The sequence below is a fragment of the Pseudomonas oryziphila genome (assembly GCF_003940825.1).
In the GTDB taxonomy this organism is placed as follows: domain Bacteria; phylum Pseudomonadota; class Gammaproteobacteria; order Pseudomonadales; family Pseudomonadaceae; genus Aquipseudomonas; species Aquipseudomonas sichuanensis.
This window is the reverse complement of sequence record NZ_CP034338.1, coordinates 4,275,894-4,293,769: the sequence shown is the minus strand read 5'-3', so window position 1 is coordinate 4,293,769 and position 17,876 is coordinate 4,275,894. Positions and strand designations below refer to the sequence as shown.

Genomic DNA, 17,876 nt, shown 5'->3' with positions numbered 1-17,876 from the left:
CAAGGTGACACAGACTATCCGTGTAGCGGACTACATCATGGAGCGCCTGGCGCGTCTGGGCGTGGGGCAGGTCTACTTCCTGCCAGGCGGCGGTGCCATGCACCTCAACGACGCGTTGGGGCGCCACCCTGAACTCGAGCCGGTGCTGTGCCTGCACGAGCAGGCGGCGGCGATTGCCGCTGAAGCCGCCGGCAAGCTCACCGGTGGGCCGGCGGCGTGCATGACCACCTGTGGCCCGGGTGCGACCAATACGGTTACCGCAGTGCTCGGTGCCTGGCTGGACTCGACACCGGTGTTCTTCGTGTCCGGCCAGGTCAAAAGTGCTGACCTCAAAGCCGGCACTGGCCTGCGCATGCTTGGCGTGCAGGAAGCCGACATCGTTTCGATTGTCGAGCCGATTACCAAGGCGGCGGTCACCCTGACCGATCCCGAGGCGGTAGCCGAGGTCTTCGACCAGCTTGAACATGCCGCGCTCAGCGGCCGTCGTGGCCCGGTATGGCTGGATGTACCGCTGGACGTGCAGGCCGCCCGGATTGACCCGGCGACCTTGCGCCGGGCGCAGTTGCCTGCGGCCAGCGAGCAAGCGGACATCAGTGCGGCGGTTGCGCAAACCCTGAGTTTGCTGCGCCAAGCCAAACGCCCAGGCATCATCGCCGGAAGCGGCATTCGCATGGCAGGTGCGGTTGACGCATTCAACCAGTTGATCGAAGCCGCAGGCGTACCGGTCATGCCGACCTGGCTGGCCATGGACATCATCGAAGACGAGCATCCACTTTACGGTGGCCGTCCCGGCTCCATTGCACCGCGCTGGGCCAACTTTGCGCTGCAGAACTGCGACCTGCTGATTGTCCTTGGCTCGCGCCTGGACATGGCGTTGACCGCTTACAACCATGCTCACTTCGCGCCCTATGCGAAGAAAGTCGTGGTGGATATCGACCCTGCGGAAATCGCCAAGCTGCAGATGCCCATCGAGGTCTCGGTAGTCTCCGACGTCAAACCCTTCATCGAAGCCTTGGCTGCGCAAATCGGCCGTGATCGCCTGCCGTCCTACGCCGACTGGCTGGCGCGCATCGCGCAGTGGCGCGAACAGTACCCGCTGCTGCAGAGCGAGCACGCCGACGACAGCCAGGGCGTGAGCATGTACTACTTCACTGACCAGCTGTCCTCGCTGCTCAATGAAGGTGACGTGATCGCGCCGGGCAGTTCGGGCTTCGCTTCCGAATTGTTCCTGCTCAATCTGCGCCTCAAGAAGGGCCAGCGTTGCTTCCACAACCGTGGCACGGGCTCGATGGGCTTCGGCATTCCGTCGGCAATCGGCGCGTGCCTGGCCTCTGGGCGCCAGCCGACCGTCTGTGTTGAGGGTGACGGTGGCTTGCAGTTGAACATCCAGGAGCTGGCGACCCTGGCCGCGCACAAGCTGCCGGTCAAATGCTTTGTCATCAACAATCAGGGCTATGCCTCGATTCGTGCATCGCAAAGTGCGCACTTCAACCTGCTGGTCGGTGCCGATGCCACCAGCGGCCTGCAACTGCCGGACCTGGCCCAGCTGACCAGTGCGTATGGCGTGGGTTACGCGCGCATCGAGTCGCATGCCAACCTGCAGGCCAACCTGCAGGCTGTGCTGGAGCGCGATGGTCCGGTGATCATCGAGGTGCTGGTCCAGGTCGAAGAGCCACGGATTCCGCGGGTCATGACTCGCATGGATGAAAATGGCAAGCCGGTAACCGGTGCCCTGGAAGACCTGTATCCGTTCCTCAGCCGCGAAGAGCTGGCGCAGCAGATGGCCGTTTCGCTGGATGCCGGGGCATGAAAGTGTGGCTCAAGCGCCGCTTGACCGGGTTGTGCTACGGCTACCTGCGTAGCCAGCGCGATTGGGCGCATGAAAAATCGCCGCGGGTGCGTCATGCCCGCGTGCTGCCCATGGCCAGCCACGCGCCCTGGGTCAATGACAGCGCATTTCTGAACACGTACGAGAGCGTGCGTCAGCACACGCTGGTCGACATCATGCGCTTGTACGAGCTGTGGACGCTGGCGCGTCAGCTTGAGCGCGTCGAGGGTGATTTCCTCGAGGTTGGCGTGTGGCGCGGTGGCTCGGGGTGCTTGCTGGCAACGGCCGGTCAGCGTGAGGGGCGCAGGGTGTTCCTGGCTGATACGTTCACTGGCGTAGTCAAGGCCGGGGCGCGCGACACCCAGTACAGCGGCGGCGAGCATGCCGACACCGATGTTGATCTGGTCCTGGAGTTGGCCAAGCGTTGCCAAGTACAAGACAGCGTGCGCGTGCTGGTCGGCATGTTCCCAGAGCGCAATGCCGAGCAGGTCAGTGACAGGCTGGCGTTACTGCATATCGATGTGGACGTTTTCGAGTCCGCCCGCGATGTATTGCTTTGGGCTGCCCCCAGGCTCGTGCGCGGCGCCGTGGTGGTGTTCGACGATTACGGGTTCTACGGCTGCGAAGGGGTAACGCGCATGGTCGATGAGTTCGTCGCGCAGAACAGCGGGTATCGCTTCCTGCATAACCTCAACGGGCATGCCGTGCTGATCAAGGTAGCGGATCATGGCGAATGAGTTCGGCTACGACCACCTGCTGATCTACGGGGGCAGGCTCGCCGGGCGGCGTGTACGGGACTACCTGGCTGCTCGTGGGCAGCGCGTGGATGCTTTTCTCGATCGCGATGAAAGCCTGGGTGAAGTGGACGGTGTGCCGGTCTTCAGCGCTCAGGGCTGGGCTGCCAGGCATGACCCGGCCAAAGCCTGTGTGTTGATCGGTGTATTCAACGCCCATGTGGATACCAAGACCATTTTCGATGATCTGGAGGCGTTGGGGTTTGGCCGTCTGGTCAGCCTGGTCGAGTTCGTACGCCTTTATCCAGAAGACCAGCCATTTCGTTACTGGCTGGTTGCCCCCGCATTCTATGAACAGCATGCACCGCGTATTGCAGCGTTGCGCGCTGCGCTTGAGGATGAAGCCAGCAAGCAGTTGTTGGACGCAATAGTCGAGTACCGCACCCTGGGTGATCCGCGTTGCCTTCCTGCGGTTACCGGCCAGCAGTATTTCCCGGCAGACCTGCCGCGCTTGCCGGAACCACTGCGATTTATCGATTGCGGTGCCTACGTTGGCGACACCGTTGAGGAATTGCTGGCTGCCGGGTTTGCCTTCAGCAGCCTTGCGACATTTGAACCGGATCTGGATAACTACCGCCAGCTGACGGCGCAGCTTGGCAAGGTGCCGGGCGCGATCCACTTTCCTTGCGGCGTGTCCGACAGCAACCGCTTGAGCGGATATGACCCCAGCCTGGGGGCGGGTGGTCACCTGGTCGAGTCTGGCGGCAATCCGGTGTGCTGTGTGCGCCTGGATGATGCCTTGCCGGGATTTGCGCCGAACTTCCTCAAGATGGATATCGAAGGCGAAGAGCCGGCAGCGCTACGCGGCGCGCAGGCGCTGCTGCGTGCACATCGCCCGCACCTGGCCATCAGCATCTACCACCGTGCGGAGCACCTCTGGGAAATAGCCGAGCAGTTGCAAGGCTATGAGTTGGGCTACCGCTTCTACCTGCGCTGTCACTCGCCCAGTACCTTTGATGCAGTGCTCTACGCGGTACCTGGAAAACCGTGAGCAGCATCTCTGCTTTTTCATCAGCGAAATGCCTGGCGGTCGCTTTGCAAGGAAATTGGACGTGCGGTCAATGAATAAACCTTCGACGATAGACGAGCCAGTCGTTATCTACGGTGGCGGTCAGATAGGTGTTGGTTTTTGCCGGCGCTTGATGCAAAGCGGCGTGAATGTGCGCGCCATCATCGATCGCAACCCGCAAGGCGTAACGAATGCGCCGGTCCCGGTGATGACGGTGGAGGCGTGCATTCAAAGCACTGGCAATGCGCTGGTGTTCGTGGCGATAGGCAATGGCCTTGCCCACCCGGCCATTGCACGTGCCTTGCACAGCGTCGGCTACGACAGGGTATTGCACCTGCCCGTGTTTCTTCGTGGGGAAAGGGCGGCGGCCATGACGCAGGCATGGAACGCATTTTATTCGGGTGATTATGCAGTGCCGTTCTGCAGTTTTGACGAACTGTATACCGTACGTGCCGGCGACTACCTGTTGAGCGCGTTTTCAGATTATGTGACTGCCATCGTGCACAAGGACTATGTCTACACCGTAAGGCGATCCTACGAAGGCATCGAGCACGATTACGCTGATTACTTCAAATGGCAAGGCCAGGAGCAGGACGTTATCGACAAGGCGACCAATGTCCGGCTGGATGATCCGGCGGTCAAGGCGCTACTGCCTTGTGATGAACTGTTTACCCAAGAGCAATTGGACTTCTATCGCGCGAAAACCTTCTTCGATATGGGGCACTATTATCGCGAGGCTGCGTCGGTTGCGGTGTTTGATGGCGCCTTGCATCGCTTCAATATCCTCGATGGCTCTCATCGTGCTTTCTATCTGGAGCGTCAGGGCTTCGATGGCATTCCGCTGAAAATGAAGCGAGCGGAGTGGGACGCTTATTTCAGAGAGCACCAGGCGCAGGCGCTGATGGATTACTGCAGGCAGTTGCAGTCGCTCCCGGCTGTGGTCAAGCATCCGGCGTTCATGTCATTCCCGGTACTCGAGCGTGAGCCAGACGCTGAGTTCCTGCGCCTGCTCGAAGGGGTATGCCCGCTATGATGCTGACGTCTGATACGCCGGTAGTTCTGTACGGTGCCGCCCATCGTGGAACGATGGTCTCGCGCTACCTGAAGGGGCGCTGCAATGTTATCGGCTTTATTGACAAGCGTGCTGCCGAGATAACCCATCACGAGGGGTTGCCGGTCAGCCGTGTCGCCGATGCAGACAAGACGGCACTCGTTATCGTCTGCGTAAACAATATTTTCGAGCACGAAAGCATTGCACTGAGTTTGGCGGCAGAGGGGTTCGAGCGGGTTGTCTTTTGCCCGGTAAACGGCTCCAACATGGCTTGGCGATCCGCTGAAGAGCGGGCGCAGATGGCAAGTGTTCACAACGCCATCATCGACGAGCAACTGACCTTGCCCGTCGAAGTTCCCGCTTTGCATGGGCTGTTTCGTCCGGAGTACAAGGATGATGCGCTGATCAGTGCCGACGACGCTGAGGTGCTGGCGTGGATACCCGCCTGGTTGGTCTGTGCACGGCGAAACGGCAATGGGCTGTTCAAGGACAGCCCGGTGTTTACCCTGTTCCCCTACCTGGAGCTGTTCAAGTGGTTCGATGGCGAGGCTGACGCAACCCCGAACCATTACATGGACCTCTACTGTCGCAACGCGGCTGATCAATTCGGCATCGCGCAGACAGACGCGTGGGTGGAAAACGTGCTTAGAAGCCGTAGGCAGGTGTATGAGCGCATGCGGCAAACCGAGTCGGTCGATCCCTTGTTCTTCGTGAATCATGCGGTCAACGCGGATTGGAACAGTGATGAAAGCCACTTCAACATGGACAGCGGCAAGCACCGTGCGGCTTTCCTGATCCATCGCAAGCGCTCACTGGTTCCGCTCAAACTGGCTAATGCGGACTATGAGGCTTACCTCAATCGGCCTGCGTTGAAAGCACTGATCGATTGTATGCTGCGTTCAAACATCACCGAGCTGCCTTATCCGGTGATGCATTCGTACTTTCTGAGAGTTCCCTATCGGGCAGACAGCGCTTTTTATGAGACGTTGCTCAAGTCATGCCGCGCCCTCGTGCTGAAAAATTTCAGTGAGACCGGCAGGGTTAGCCTCAGCGGCGTTCGACTGCGGGCAGAAAGCGCTGATCTTGAGCCATTGGCACAAGCGTTTGCCGTGCTGGGGTGTTCAGTTCAGCACGGTTATCAAGAAAGCGAGTTTGACCGAGCTGTCAGGGATTTGTATCGCATTTCCGACCGCTTCGCACGGTCGGGCGATGTGCCGGATGCGTGTGATTTTGTACTGGATGAGTGGGTGGCTCGATAATGCGTGCGCAACTAATTGATGTGTGTGCGAAGCCTGATTTGCAGCAGCAGGTGGACGATGTCATTGAGCGAATGGAGCGGCACTGTCCAGTGCGCATTTTGTGCTACTCGCTGATGGGTTCCATTCCTCTTGGTATGGGCAATGCTTCGTCTGATTATGATTTGCTGGCATTTTATCAGCCACTGAAGGCCATAAGCTCAGATCAATACGACGTTATCAATAATAAAACCCCTCTGCTGGGGGCGGCGCATATTGCCGGGCAGGTGAATTTGCTGCTGGCTGATAGTGAGTTGTGTTCGTTGAAATTTGTGGATATGCCTGAGGCGGTTTTCGCTCAGGACTATCCTCATCACCTGAACTCACTGACAGTTCATGATCGTGCGTTTGATGTTTCTGTGGTGCCTGGTAACACCTCACCCAAGGTGGCCTCGATTTTTTCCGATATGTTTTATTACGGTGGCGGTGTGCTGACCGATCGGCTGGGTACCGTTCGAGATAATTTTTCGGAGATGAAGCACTTTCTGCGCGTCTATGATTTTTGCAAACGCCGGTTTGTAACAACGTATGGACGGCTTCAGTACTACCTTGTCGAGCCAGGCAATGTCAGGCTGCGTACCTATTTGCAAAGCATCAACGATATATTGGCGATTGAGTATGCGCTCGATCGTCTCGATGTGCCGCCGGCTGATGTTTCGGTGATGTTGAATTATCTTGATGATGCGCAGGTGCTGGATATTGCCCGGCGCTATGTCGAGATTAACAGTAGCGCCACGATTGCAAAGGAAAAGCTACTGCTCGATCCAAACCCGATCTTGAATCAATGGATTGCCGAGAGGCTGGAGCGTATAAGGCCGCGCTTGGTGGATTTGTACCCGCAACGCGCCCATGCACTTTTCAACGTCGTTATTGATTGACAAGGGCGAGCGCATTTTTTCAGGTGCTTGGTTTGATTTTTGTTGCAGGATGGCAGCCCCTGGCCGTTCTGATCTGTTAGGCAGGTAATAAGATGAATGCTGGCTTGTCCTTGTGCGGTGCCGATTTTTCCAGGATGCAGAAAGGTGGCATCTATTCCTTCGCACTTGCGTCAGGCCAGCGTGTGCCGGTTTGCTGGTCGGATGCGCTTCTGCGTGATGCTCAAGACCATATCGTGGTCAGGCAGCCATCAAGGCTGCAGGCGCTATCGCGCCTTGATGACTACCCCAATATCAAGCGCTTGCTGGACTCGCAGGCCGGCCTGGCCGATTTGGCGGCGTTCAAGCGCCAGGCATGCGACTGGCTGAATGAGGGGTTCTATATCTTTGGCGCCTTCAAGGTCGGTTTGCGCTTGGCACGCCACGCGCAATTGCTCAATCTTGAAGTCAAAGGATTTATCGACAATGACCGGGCCAAGGACGGTGGTTCATTGGAAGGGCTTTCGATCTCTCATCCTTCCAGTCTTTCGCTTGAGAACGCCGTCGTCGTTGTTGCCAGTGGCCGGCATGGCAACGCCATTTCCAGGCAATTGAGCCAGGTGCCGGGAATTCGTCTGGTCAACATGCACGAGTTTCTGTACGCACTTGATGGCCCGGGGCCGGGCTTGGGTTGCGAGCAATTTTCAAGTTTTGTCGAAGCGCCGTTGCGTGACCCTTGGCGCTTCATCTCTGCGTTCCTGTGCCTGGACGATGAGCCGTCACGCCAGGTTTTTGATGCGTTGATCGGCATGCGAATTCGCCTGTCGATCGCCTGTGCAGAACAGGCCAAGTCGCCTTGGGATGAAGAGTATTTCGACAAGGCATTTGTACGGCCTGATCAAGCGGCGCGCTTTGTCGACGCCGGTGCAGCAGCGGGCGATACCCTGCATCGCCTGGAGAAACATTTTGGGCCGGTCGAGCAGGCTTGGCTGTTCGAGCCCGAATTACCGGCGTACTACGAAGCGCTCAAGAGTGTCGCCAATCGTCCTGATGTCTGGCTGTTCAACATGGGGCTGGACGAAGTGCCCAGCCGAGCTGTCTATCAGCCTGAGTTGACCTATGACATTGCCGGCGAGTTGAGCAGTGATGTGCCCGCAAACATCACCTCTTTCATACAGGGCGTGCCGCTGGATGCCGTGGTGCCGGGCAAAGTTGGCTTGTTCAAGCTCGACATCGAGGGCATGGAAGCCTCTGCCTTGCGGGGGGCGCGTACGATCATCGAGCGCGACAAGCCCGTGTTGGCTGTCTGTGCCTACCATCGTTCCGACGATTATTGGTGCTTGATGGATGAAGTGCAGTCCATCCGCGGTGACTACAGAGTGGGCATGCGTCTATACGCGGACATCCTGGAAGACATCACCTTGTATTTCTATTAGGGCAGTGGGCTGCGGCGGCATTCCCATCCCTCGTTTCAGATATCCATGAGTCCCTGACGCCCATGCCTAGTTTCTCCTTGCATTCACCCATTATCAGCAGCGCGTTGCAGGCCATTCCCTCCACCTTGGGTTTGCACAAGGCGCTGGCTGGGCAGCATGTGTTGGTCACCGGCGGTACAGGCTTTTTTGGCTTGTGGTTGTTGGCGTTGTTTCAACAACTGAACCAGCAAGGCGCAGGGGTGACGGTCACGGTTCTGTCACGCAACCCATCGCGTTTTCTCGATGCACAGCCCGGTTACCGTGATTGCGCCTGGCTGCATTGGGTCAGTGGTGACGTGCGTGAGCTTCAGGCCGTTCCGGGGCAGCCTGTGAGCCTGATTATTCATGCGGCAACCGAAACGTCCTCGGCGGCTCATGGCAAGCCGTTGGAAATCTTCGACACCATCGTCACCGGCGCGCGCCGGGTATTCGACTTGGCGGTGCGTACTCAGGCCCGTGTGCTCCTGACCGGCTCGGGTGCACAGTATGGGGCTTTGCGGGCAGGGGCAGATCAGGGCGCCGGGATCGCCGAAGGCTTCGCTGGCGCTTGTGCCAGCAACAGCGCAGGGAGCGCCTATGCCGAAGGTAAACGGGCACAGGAAACCTTGGGCGCGATTTATGCACAGACTCACGGCATTGACGTAATCATGGCGCGTTGCTTTGCCTTTTCCGGGCCAGGCCTGCCGCTCGATGGCCATTTTGCCATTGGCAACTTTGTTCGTGATGCCCTGTGTGCGGATCAGGTCGTGATCCGCTCTTGTGGCACCGCAGTCCGCAGTTACTTGCACGGCGCAGATTTGGCCGCCTGGCTGCTGGCGTTGCTGGTGAGCGGCAAAGCCGGCGAAGCCTACAACGTGGGTTCCGATCAGGCGATCAGCATTGCGGATCTGGCACATCGCGTGGTCGCGCGAGTGGCACCAGGAAAACAGGTGTTGATCATGGGGCGTACCGAGGGTACGGCTCCTTCGTTTTATGTACCGGATATCAGCCAGGCCCGCGGGGTGGGGCTGGATGTCTGGACCACCCTGGATCAGTCGATCGACAGCATGGCTGTCTGGGCGAAATCCATGGGTTATGGCATTTGAATTTCAATGAGGCTGCGTGTGAGCGAGGCCGTGACAGAGGGGATGCGTGATGGATTGGGCCTCAATTGCAGGCGGTAGTTGCCAGGGTGCGCCTTGGCGAGTGGGTATCGCCGGGGTTCAGCTGGGGCAGGAGCAAAAGGCATTCCTCATCAGCGATGAGCAATGGCAGAAGCTGCAGGCCCTGTTTCCTCTCGGCCCGTTGCAGGCCTATGGCAACGGCAACGGCCTTGTCTTCGAACGAATCGCTGCATCGGACGTCGCCGGTCACCATGACAGTGTGCTGCTGATCGAGCTGGCTTATGCAGGCACGGGGGAGCTGACTTTATCCTCAGGTACGCGTCGCTATCTGATGCGGCTAGAGAGCTCGGTGGATGACGCGCAGTTGTGCGAGCAGTTCGACAGAGTCTTTTTACCTGCCAAAGAGGCTTTCACAGGCCAGCACCTGGTGCGACTCAATCAGCCGCTGGAACTGCCGCTTGCTGAATTGGACCCGCGCCCCGCTTTCAAAGGCAAGGCCTGTGTGCTTGGGCGCGACGATATCGAGTTGCAGCGGGCGCACTTCGCGCTTTGCGATCATGAGCCCGAATTAGCTGATTGGTTGTCCCCTCAGTGGCAGTCTTGCCTGTTGTCGGGCACCGTGCCTGTGCATACCGCAGCCACTTCGCTGCCAGAGTGGTTCCCGCGTGATTGCTATGTAGACGGCAGTGTATTTAGCAATAGAGCAGACTTGTTCGCCTTCCTTGATGGCATGGCATGGGCGGAATACGAGGCACTGGCGAGTCGCCTGCGCTCGTTTCTCATGCAGGGCAGTGCTCGGCCGGATGAGCGAATTTATCCTTACACCGTCGATTTCTGGATCAATGCGCTGACGTCGGGCATTGCGCTGGACGCCTCTGAGGTGCGTGGTGTTGCGCCGTTGCTGAGCGTCGTTATTCCGGCCTACAACTATGGTCGGTATTTGGGGCAGGCGGTACGGTCCGTATTGGATCAGGGTGTCGAGGGCATTGAAGTCCTGGTTGTGGACAATGCCTCGACGGACAACACGCAATCGGTCATGGCCGAGTTTTCGTCTGATATGCGGGTGCGCTATATGCGCAACCGACGAAATTTCGGGGCCGGCAACAGTTCTCAGAATGGCTTTTGGGTCGCCAAGGGCAAATACATAGTCTTGTTCATGGCCGACGATTATATGAATCCCGGTCATGTCATGCGCCTGCTCCCTATTCTGGAAAGCAATGCGAAGCATGCCCTGGGTTACAGCCCAATCTGTTGGGTTGATGAGCAGGGCGATCCTGTAGAAGGGCCTAGCCACCCCGGCCATCGCAGTGAAGATTACAGTGGCGGGCGTAATGAGGTTGCGGACCTTCTGATTTACGACAGCTATATCACCCCCTCTGCGGCGATCATTCGCCGGGACGCCTTTTTCAAGGCGTGGCGCCGTGATGTCAGAATTCGTGGGTCGGGTGACTGGCAGCTCATGGTCCAGCTTGGGGAGTTGTTCCCTGACTTCGTTTTCACCACCGTGCCGGGTGTGAGCTATCGCGTTCATGCGGCGCAGCACTCCCATGAGTTCTATGTTTCCTCGGCGCCGCTGGAAGGGCATACCTGTATTCTCGAGGGCGTATTCGAACGTGGCAACGAGGGGCACCTGAAAGGCTATGAGCGTGAGGTTGCTGCGCATCTCAAGCGCAGGCTGACGCTTTATCCGCACGAGCAGGGTACTGCGTTGGGCAAGCGGGTGCGGCAGCTGTGCGGGCGTCTGGAAGCCTTGGCTGAAGACGCTGAGCGAGCGATGTTCTCCATCATTGTCACCACCTTCAACCGTCCCGAACTGCTCAGGGATGCGCTGAACAGTATTGGCCGGCAGTCCTTCAAGGACTTCGAAGTCATCCTGGTCAATGACAACGGCACCCCGGTCGAATCGCTGCTGGCTGAGTACGATTTTCCTGTCACCTATATCCGCCAAGGCCGTAACCGCGGCCCAGCCGCTGCCCGCAATAGCGCCTTGCGACTAGCTCGTGGCCGGTATGTCGTCTATCTGGACGATGACGACCTGTATCTGCCTGACCACCTTGAAACATTGGCTACAGCGCTGGCTGAGCACCCCGACACCGTGGTTTATACGGATGCAGTGTTCGTTGAGGAAACGATAGCGGCGGGCAAGCGCAGCGAGGTGGCGCGTGAGCAACGCTATCCCCACGAGGCGTACTCCAGGGAGCGTTTGCTGGTTAACAACTACATCCCGGTCAACACCTTTGCCTGCCCACGTGCGCTTGCCCTTGCGGTGGGCGACTTCGACGAATCGCTGGCAGGTTTGGAGGATTGGGATTTCCTCATGCGCTTGAGCGCTCGCAGCGCATTCCACCATATTCATTGCGAGACAGTGGAAGTGCGCATGCGCCGGGATGTCAGTGCACCTGCACGGCGTTCGGAACAGGCACTCAAAGATTACCCCGCGCTTTACCGCGAGTTGTATGCACGCCATTGCGACTATGGCAGCGAAGCAATCAAGCGCGGGCGCCAGCAAATGCTCGAGCATCTGGGTGGAAAGCCCAAGGCAGCGACACTGCAGGACTGGCTGGACGAACGCGTTCCGGATGCCATGCAGAGCCGTCTGATCGAACAGCGTCTGCAAGCGCATCAGGGCGGTCCGGTGATCGGCGTCATCGTGCTGGACGCTGATGGCCGCATGGATGCATTGAATGCCTCCGTGCAAAGCTTGAGTCGCGATAACTGCCTCTATGCCACAGTGAAAATCATCGCGTTGACAGCAGGGGAGGCGCCCTCGACCGGGCTGCAGAACGAACTGCATTGCTTGCGACTGACTGATGCCAGCCTGAGCGACCAGCTCAACCAGGTGGTTCAGGCAGGTGAGTTCGACTGGTTCATGCTGGTAGAGGCGGGGAGTGAGTTCACTGCGAGCGGCTTGCTGATTGCCGCGCTTGATCTGTTGGCAGCGCCAGGTTGCCGGGCAGTTTACGGTGATGAAGCGCTGCGTGCCGGTGGCGCGGAAATTGGCGCTGCGCTGCGTCCTGATCTGAACCTTGATCTGCTGCTCAGTCTGCCGGCGAGCATGTCGCGCCACTGGCTGTTCAACCGCCAGGTGTGGCTCAAGATGGGTGGCTTCCGCCAGGAGGCGGGCCAGGCTATCGAACTGGATTACATCCTGCGCCTGATCGAGTCGGCCGGTTTCGAGGGGCTGGGGCATATCAGCGAACCGTTGTTGATCAGCAATGCCCCGTCGCTGCGCGACTGCCCGGATGAGCGCGGGGTGATCCTGCGTCATTTGCATGCGCGCGGTTTTGCCCAGGCTCGCGTCGAATCTCGTTTGCCCGGGCGTTATGACCTCGACTACGGCGCCTCCAGCGACGCATCGGTCAGCATCCTGATCCTGCTCCAGGGCAACAGCCCGGAGCGGGCGCAGCGTTGCATGGAAACCATTCTGGAGAAGAGCACCCATCGCAACCACGAGGTGCTTCTGCTGGCGTCGAACAATGCCGGCCCTGCGGTGAACAGCTGGCTCGACGGTGTTGCCCAGCTCGGTGTCGATACCATTCGTTGCATGCGTTTCCCTGCCGGGATGGCACCGGCGCGCATGCGCAACCAGGCCGCCGCGCAGGCACGTGGTGACTTCCTGCTGTGGCTGGACGAAGGCGCTGCCGTACTCGATAGCGATTGGTTGCAGCAGATGCTCAACCACGGCATGCGCCAAGAAGTCGGCGTAGTGGGGGCCAAGCTGGTAGCGGGGGAGGCAACCATCAGCCATGCCGGTTTCGTGCTCGGCCTGAACGGCCCGGTTGGTGAAGCCTTTGCCGGTCAGCCGATGGATGCCCCCGGTTACATGCAGCGCCTGCAGATCGACCAGAACTATGTGGCGGTGAGTGGCAAGTGCCTGCTGGTGAACAAAGGCCTGTTCCAGGAGCTGGGCGGTTTCGACGAGACGCCTGAGCTGCAGCGTTGGACCGATGTCGACCTGTGCCTGCGTTTGCACCGTGCCGGCTACCTGAACGTCTGGACGCCGCGTGTGCAGATGCTGCTCAGCGAGGATGCCGCAACGCCGGCCAGCACCGAGGAAGAAGACGCCTTGTATGCACGCTGGCTGCCTGCACTGGCGCGAGATCCGTTCTACAACCCGAACTTCTCGCTGTCGTGCGCCAATGGCTTCGGCCTGGAGTGCGCCGAGCTGAGCTGGCGACCGTTGTCGTCCTGGAAGCCGCTGCCGACGATCCTGGCCCATGCGGCGGATGAGGGCGGGTGTGGCAATTACCGGGTGATCCAGCCGCTCGATGCGCTCAAGCGCGAGGGGCTGGCCGAGGGGCAGCTGTCCTGGGCTCACCTGACGCCAGCTGAACTTGAGCGTTACCAGCCGGACAGCATCGTGCTGCAGCGCCAGATCGGCGACCAGCAGATTGAGCACATGCGCCGGATGCACGCGTTTTCACGGGCGTTCAAGGTCTTCGAGCTGGACGACTATTTGCCTAACCTGCCGCTGAAGAGCGTGCACAGGGCGGACATGCCCAAGGATATTTTGCGCGCCCTGCGCCGTGGCCTGGCGTATGTGGACCGCTTCGTCGTCTCTACGCAGCCGCTGGCCGAGGCCTTCGCTGGTCTGCATGGTGATATCCGGGTGGTGCACAACACCTTGGATGGCCGTTTCTGGAAAGGCCTCGAAGCTCAGCGCCGGCAGTCGCGCAAGCCGCGTGTCGGCTGGGCGGGTGGGGCGAGCCACTCCGGTGACCTGGAAGTGATCGCCGACGTAGTCAAGGAATTGGCCAACGAGGTGGAGTGGGTGTTCTTCGGCATGTGCCCGGACAAGCTGCGGCCCTATATCCATGAGTTCCACGAGGGTGTTTCGCTTGAGAATTACCCGCAGACGCTGGCCAGAATGAATCTGGACCTGGCCCTGGCGCCCGTGGAGCAGAACCTGTTCAACGAGTGCAAGAGCAACCTGCGCCTGCTGGAGTACGGCGCCTGCGGTTTCCCGGTGATCGCCAGCGACCTGCGTTGCTACCAGGGATACAACGACCTGCCGGTGACCTTGGTGAAGAACCGTTTCCGTAGCTGGGTTGAGGCCATCCGCATGCACATCAGCGATCTTGACGCCACGGCCAAGGCGGGCGATGCACTGCGCAATGCAGTGCTGAGTGGCTGGATGCTCGAAGGCGATAACCTGAGCAATTGGCACAAGGCCTGGCTGCCGGACTGAGCCCGGCTTGAGGCCCTCGCGCTTTACGGCGAGGGCCTGGCGGTGAGCCTGTTCCGGCCTCTTCGCGGGTAAATCGCATCGGCGCACCGCCGCTCCCACAAGGACAACGCAGTACTCACATGTGGGAGCGGGTTTACCCGCGAAGAGGCCGGCGCAGTCTCCGCAAATCCCTATCTCCGGCACGGCTATTGCTTTACCGCTGGCAACATACCGTTTTTATGACGGTTAGCCACGCGAGAGAGCACGATGCCCCAGGCCGCCCAAGTAACCCGAGCCCCCGATCAGCAGGGGCGGACCCCGGTCGAGCAGGACAGCCGCCAGGGTATCGAGCAAGCCTTTGCCCTGTTCAATCAGGTGTCCAGCCAGCTCAGCCAGTCCTACAGCATGCTTGAAGCCCGGGTCAGCGAACTCAAGGGCGAACTGGCCGTGGTCAGCGCCCAGCGCATCGATGAACTCAGTGAAAAGGAACGCCTGGCCAACCGCCTGCAGAACTTGCTGGACCTGTTGCCCGGCGGGGTGATCGTGATCGATGGCCAGGGCCTGGTGCGCGATGCCAACCCGGCCGCCTGCGAGCTGCTCGGCGAGCCGCTGATCGGCCAGTTGTGGCGCCAGGTGATCGCCCGCAGCTTTGCCCCGCGCAAGGACGACGGCCATGAAGTCTCGCTGCGCGATGGCCGCCGCCTGTCGATCGCTACCCGCTCGCTGGATGCCGAACCCGGCCAGTTGGTACTGCTCAATGACCTGACTGAAACCCGTCGACTGCAAGACCAGCTGGCCCGCCACGAACGCCTGTCGTCACTGGGGCGCATGGTCGCCTCGCTGGCCCATCAGATCCGTACGCCGCTGTCGGCGGCCATGCTTTACGCCAGCCACCTGGCCGATAGCGAGCAAGACCTCAGTGCGCAAACCCGCCAGCGCTTCGCGGGCAGCCTGAAGGAACGGCTGCACGAACTGGAGCACCAGGTGCGCGACATGCTGGTGTTTGCCCGTGGCGAACTGCCGCTGGGTGACAGGGTCACGCCAAAAGCGCTGTTCCAGGCCCTGCAGCAGGCGGCCCAGGTCCATGTGCAAGGGCATGCTGTGCGCTGGCAGTGCGACAGCCACCTGGGCGAGTTGCTGTGCAACCGCGACACCCTGGTCGGCGCCTTGCTCAACCTGATCGAAAACGCCCTGCAGGCCAGCCAGGAGCCGGCGCGTCTGAAGGTGCATCTGTACCGTCGCGAGCAGTCGCTGCACCTGTGCGTCAGTGATGCAGGCTGCGGTATCGACGCCGAGTTGCTGACGCGCCTGGGCGAGCCGTTCCTGACCACCAAGGCCGCTGGCACCGGGCTTGGGCTGGCGGTGGTCAAGGCCGTGGTGCGTGCCCATCAGGGGCGTTTGCAGCTGCGTTCGAAGGTGGGCCGTGGTACCTGCGTGCGGGTGGAGCTGCCGTTGATCGACGGGCAACTGGCGGAGGCCTTGTGATGGCAATCAAGGTGCTGCTGGTCGAGGATGATCGCGTCCTGCGACAAGCGCTGTGCGACACCCTGGAAATCGGCGGTTTCGCCTATCAGGCCGTGGGCAGTGGCGAAGAGGCGTTGGAAGCGGTGCTCAAAGAGGTGTTCAGCCTGGTTGTCAGCGATGTGAACATGCCGGGTATGGACGGGCACCAGTTGTTGGCCAGGCTGCGCCGCCAGCAACCACAGCTGCCCGTGTTGCTGATGACTGCGCACGCTGCCGTGGAGCGGGCCGTCGAAGCGATGCGCCAGGGCGCTGCCGATTACCTGGTCAAGCCGTTCGAGCCCAAGGCGTTGCTCACCCTGGTCGAGCGCCATGCTGCCGGGCGTGTGGCTGATGATGAGGGCCCGGTGGCCTGCGAGCTGGCCAGCCGACAGTTGCTGGAGCTGGCGGCGCGGGTTGCGCGCAGCGACTCGACCGTGCTGATCTCGGGCGAGTCCGGCACTGGCAAGGAAGTGCTGGCACGCTACATCCACCGGCAGTCGCCACGGGCACAGGCGCCGTTCGTGGCGATCAACTGCGCGGCCATCCCCGACAACATGCTCGAGGCCACGCTGTTCGGTCATGAAAAGGGCGCCTTCACCGGCGCCATCGCTGCCCAGGCCGGAAAGTTCGAGCAGGCCGAAGGCGGCACCTTGCTGCTGGATGAAGTTTCGGAAATGCCGCTGGGGCTGCAGGCCAAGCTGCTGCGCGTGTTGCAGGAGCGCGAGGTCGAACGCGTTGGCGGGCGCAAGCCCATCGCCCTGGATATCCGCATTCTCGCCACGACCAACCGTGATCTGGCAGGGGAAGTGGCGGCGGGGCGCTTCCGCGAAGACCTCTACTATCGCCTGTCGGTATTCCCCATGGCCTGGCAGGCCCTGCGCGAGCGCCCAGCCGATATCGTGCCGCTGGCCGAGCGCCTGCTGGCGCGCCATGCCCGCAAGATGTGCCATGCCCAGGTGCGCTTGTCCGCCCAGGCGCAGGCTAGCCTGCAGGCCTATGCCTGGCCGGGTAACGTGCGTGAGCTGGACAACGCGATTCAGCGCGCACTGATTCTGCAGCAGGGCGGCGTGATCGAGGCGGCGGATTTCTGTCTGGCTGGCGCCATTCCGTTGTCGCCTTCGAGTGAGGCCACTATTGCGCCATCATGCCTGGATTCAGGCGCCGAGGCGGGTGGACTGGAGGGCGACATGCGCCGTCACGAATTCCAGATGATCATCGACACCTTGCGCGCCGAGCGCGGGCGTCGCAAGGAGGCCGCCGAACGTCTGGGCATCAGCCCGCGTACGCTGCGCTACAAGCTGGCGCAGATGCGTGACGCCGGGTTCGATGTCGAGGCCAGCCTGTTCGGCTGAAGCGTTGTTTTGAATCGTTTGCGGGCTGGCTGGCACTGCTCTTGCTAGTTTCAGCCCATTCGCTGCATGAGTGTCAAAAAAATGCGGCCGCCGGAGAGAGAAGTCCATGACCCAAGGTGTTGAATTCAATCGTCTGATGCTGGACATGCGCGCCATGCAGGCCGATGCCATGTCCATGCCCAAAGCGGCTGCCGCCCCTGAGCTGGCGCCTGGGCAAAGCAGTTTTGCCGACATGCTCGGCCAGGCCATTGGCAAGGTGAGCGAGACCCAGCAGGCCTCCACTCAACTGTCCAACGCCTTCGAAATCGGCAAGAGCGGCGTCGACCTGACCGATGTGATGATCGCCTCGCAGAAGGCCTCCGTGTCGTTCCAGGCGCTGACCCAAGTGCGTAACAAGCTGGTGCAAGCGTACCAGGACATCATGCAGATGCCGGTTTAAGGCGAG

General features: G+C 60.3%; 12 protein-coding genes. All 12 read left to right on the top strand.

Annotated features, from left to right (window positions below; all coding sequences use genetic code 11):
* The first annotated feature begins 4 nt into the window (after window positions 1-4).
* The 12 genes from EJA05_RS20055 (at window position 5) to fliE (ending at window position 17,870) form a co-directional block, all read left to right on the top strand.
* Window positions 5-1,810 carry a thiamine pyrophosphate-binding protein gene (locus EJA05_RS20055; protein WP_223811859.1) on the top strand — a complete coding sequence of 602 codons (1,806 nt, stop codon included), beginning with the start codon at window positions 5-7 and terminating at the stop codon, window positions 1,808-1,810.
* The gene (locus EJA05_RS20050; RefSeq protein WP_125859527.1) at window positions 1,807-2,565 is read left to right on the top strand and encodes a TylF/MycF/NovP-related O-methyltransferase; all 759 of its coding nucleotides are present in this window, start codon (window positions 1,807-1,809) and stop codon (window positions 2,563-2,565) included. The genes EJA05_RS20055 and EJA05_RS20050 overlap by 4 nt, the downstream gene beginning before the upstream one ends.
* Window positions 2,555-3,613 (top strand): FkbM family methyltransferase, encoded by a 1,059-nt coding sequence (locus tag EJA05_RS20045; protein WP_125859526.1) that lies wholly within the window; start codon window positions 2,555-2,557, stop codon window positions 3,611-3,613. The genes EJA05_RS20050 and EJA05_RS20045 overlap by 11 nt, the downstream gene beginning before the upstream one ends.
* A 70-nt stretch (window positions 3,614-3,683) precedes the next feature.
* Window positions 3,684-4,664, top strand: a complete 981-nt coding sequence (locus tag EJA05_RS20040; RefSeq protein WP_190306007.1) for a hypothetical protein — start codon at window positions 3,684-3,686, stop codon at window positions 4,662-4,664.
* Window positions 4,661-5,941, top strand: a complete 1,281-nt coding sequence (locus EJA05_RS20035; protein ID WP_125859525.1) for a hypothetical protein — start codon at window positions 4,661-4,663, stop codon at window positions 5,939-5,941. The genes EJA05_RS20040 and EJA05_RS20035 overlap by 4 nt, the downstream gene beginning before the upstream one ends.
* A complete protein-coding gene (locus EJA05_RS20030) occupies window positions 5,941-6,855 on the top strand; it encodes a hypothetical protein (protein ID WP_125859524.1) in 915 nt (304 codons plus the stop codon). The genes EJA05_RS20035 and EJA05_RS20030 overlap by 1 nt, the downstream gene beginning before the upstream one ends.
* 92 nt (window positions 6,856-6,947) lie before the next feature.
* Window positions 6,948-8,267, top strand: a complete 1,320-nt coding sequence (locus tag EJA05_RS20025; protein WP_125859523.1) for an FkbM family methyltransferase — start codon at window positions 6,948-6,950, stop codon at window positions 8,265-8,267.
* A 62-nt stretch (window positions 8,268-8,329) separates the two neighbouring features.
* Window positions 8,330-9,391, top strand: a complete 1,062-nt coding sequence (locus EJA05_RS20020) for an NAD-dependent epimerase/dehydratase family protein (RefSeq protein WP_125859522.1) — start codon at window positions 8,330-8,332, stop codon at window positions 9,389-9,391.
* A gap of 49 nt (window positions 9,392-9,440) precedes the next feature.
* On the top strand, window positions 9,441-14,597 hold the full coding sequence (locus tag EJA05_RS20015; RefSeq protein ID WP_223811858.1) for a glycosyltransferase: 5,157 nt from the start codon (window positions 9,441-9,443) through the stop codon (window positions 14,595-14,597).
* A gap of 246 nt (window positions 14,598-14,843) precedes the next feature.
* Window positions 14,844-16,061 (top strand): sensor histidine kinase, encoded by a 1,218-nt coding sequence (locus EJA05_RS20010; protein ID WP_125859521.1) that lies wholly within the window; start codon window positions 14,844-14,846, stop codon window positions 16,059-16,061.
* On the top strand, window positions 16,061-17,431 hold the full coding sequence (locus EJA05_RS20005; RefSeq protein ID WP_125859520.1) for a sigma-54-dependent transcriptional regulator: 1,371 nt from the start codon (window positions 16,061-16,063) through the stop codon (window positions 17,429-17,431). The genes EJA05_RS20010 and EJA05_RS20005 overlap by 1 nt, the downstream gene beginning before the upstream one ends.
* A 106-nt stretch (window positions 17,432-17,537) precedes the next feature.
* Window positions 17,538-17,870, top strand: a complete 333-nt coding sequence (gene fliE / locus EJA05_RS20000; RefSeq protein ID WP_110991860.1) for a flagellar hook-basal body complex protein FliE — start codon at window positions 17,538-17,540, stop codon at window positions 17,868-17,870.
* Window positions 17,871-17,876: the final 6 nt, after the last annotated feature.